The 1,941-nt window shown below is 39.1% G+C and carries 2 protein-coding genes; one reads left to right on the top strand and one right to left on the bottom strand.

What is annotated here, in order from left to right; translation table 11 throughout:
- Nucleotides 1–134: 134 nt before the first annotated feature.
- Nucleotides 135–542 carry an IS200/IS605 family transposase gene (gene tnpA, locus U2718_RS14015; RefSeq protein WP_411813282.1) on the bottom strand — a complete coding sequence of 136 codons (408 nt, stop codon included), beginning with the start codon at nucleotides 540–542 and terminating at the stop codon, nucleotides 135–137.
- Nucleotides 543–621: 79 nt separating this feature from the next.
- Between tnpA and U2718_RS14020 the strand changes: the two genes are divergently transcribed.
- Nucleotides 622–1,926: an RNA-guided endonuclease InsQ/TnpB family protein gene (locus U2718_RS14020; RefSeq protein ID WP_411813283.1), complete on the top strand. Its 1,305-nt coding sequence runs from the start codon at nucleotides 622–624 to the stop codon at nucleotides 1,924–1,926.
- Nucleotides 1,927–1,941: the final 15 nt, after the last annotated feature.

The following is a 1,941-nucleotide window of genomic DNA, read 5'->3' on the forward strand; positions in this document are numbered from 1 at the left end:
TTAACAATACGCGAAAGTCCCCACCCTCAACTCTTAGTAGGGTGGGAATGAATAGCGGGCTACGACGATTGCATACCTGAGCAATATCAACCGCAAGGTTGATAAGGAAATGGTATGCATGAGGAGTAGCCAAATTAATCGTTTGGAGCTTCTTGAGATTGTATGTATTGCTTGATTCTTTCAATTGGCGCACCCCCAGTAGAAGCAACATAATATGAACTAGACCAAAATAAAGGCTTTCGATAAAAAGTAGATAAATGTTCTGAAAATTCTTTTTGAATTATTCTGCTAGTTGCTGATTTTAGACTGCCTGTAAGTACTGATAAATTGTTATCTGGATGAAAATCTATAAGTAGATGCACATGGTCGGATTCACCTGAAAATTCAATCAGTCTACATTTAGTTTTTATACAGACATTAGCAAAAATTTCCTGTAACCGTTCCAGCATTGGTGCGGTTATTGTTTTACGTCTGTACTTAGTTACAAATACAAAGTGTAGGTGAACAGAAAAAACAGAATGAGAACCTTTTCTTGCAGCCACTTGACAAGCCTATACGTCAATTGTAATATCATAGAACAAATCTAAAAAAGAGGCAAATAAATCAGTGACGACAAGGCGAATGACTTTTCGGATATACCCAACCAAGCAAATAGAGTTGTCCCTACGGTATCACCGAAAAATGCATAAGGACTTGTACAACGCTGCTGTAAACAACAGATTCACTCAATATCAAAAATTCAATCATTCTGTTAGCTATTTCGAGCAACAGAACTGTTTGCCAGCATTCAAAGAAGTTTGGACAGAGTATAAGGAAATCAATTCTCAAGCTCTACAGGCTACTTTAAAACGTGTTGATTATGCTTTTGAGCGTTGGTTTAAAGGACTTGGCAAGCGTCCAAGATTCAAATCTATTCGCCATTATTCTGGCTGGACATATCCGGCTAAATCTGGATATTCAGTAGATTCTAACGGCGAAAATGGTTATCTAAACTTGTCTAAAATTGGACGTATTCAGATGCGTGGGTTCGCTAAGTATTGGGGAACACCTACTACTTGCACCATTGTTCATCGCAATGGTAAATGGTATGCATCAATCACTGTAGATGTTTTAGACCAAATACTCAAACCAGAAGTTTTGCCAACTGGTGCTATTGGTATTGACTTGGGTTGTAATTCAGCATTATCAATTACTGACGGCGAGAATCATCAACAGATTGAAGCACCAAAGTTTTTGAAAAATGCTGAACAGAAAGTAAAATCACTTTCAAAACAAAAAAGACGTAAGCAAGCACCAAATAGAAAGAAAAAAAATAAAGCTTCTAGAAGATGGAAGAAAGCTCAAGCAAAGGTTAGTAAATTGCTTAGAAAAGTTGCTAACCAACGCCAAAACTGGGTACATCAAGTTGCAATAGACATAGTTGGCGGTAATAGCTTCATTGCAACTGAAAAGCTAGAAGTCAAAAACATGACCAGTAAGGCTAAAAAAGGTAAGCGTAAAAAGCAAAAAGCTGGTTTGAATAAGTTAATTCTTGATGTGGGTTTTGGAATGCTACGTAGCACCATCAAATATAAAGTTGAGCAAATTGGTGGTGTGTTTATTGAAGTTCCAACCCGTCAAGTAAAACCTAGTCAAACCTGCCCTAGATGCGGTCATCAGCACAAGAAAACGCTTGATATTAGAGTGCATGATTGCCAGCATTGCGGATATCAACAAGACCGTGATATTGCGGCTGCCGAAGTTATGCTCTACTGGGCAAAAGGAATTCTACCGGGGCTTGGAACGAGCCTCGTAAACGCAGAGTCGCCTAGCTCTACTTCACGTACCAGTAAAAAAGCTGGAAGCATGAAGGAACTGGGGGCGAAGAAGCGTTCAAAATCTACTTTTACTGGGCAGGATGTAGAAACCCGCCCTTCAACGAAGTAAAGGCGGGTAGTTCAT

Source organism: Chlorogloeopsis sp. ULAP02, from assembly GCF_038404745.2.
In the GTDB taxonomy this organism is placed as follows: Bacteria; Cyanobacteriota; Cyanobacteriia; order Cyanobacteriales; family Nostocaceae; genus Chlorogloeopsis.

Bases quoted from the DNA above. Each gene is read 5' to 3' on its own strand.
- U2718_RS14020 (WP_411813283.1), top strand. From the start codon at position 622: ATGACTTTTCGGATATACCCAACCAAGCAAATAGAGTTGTCCCTACGG.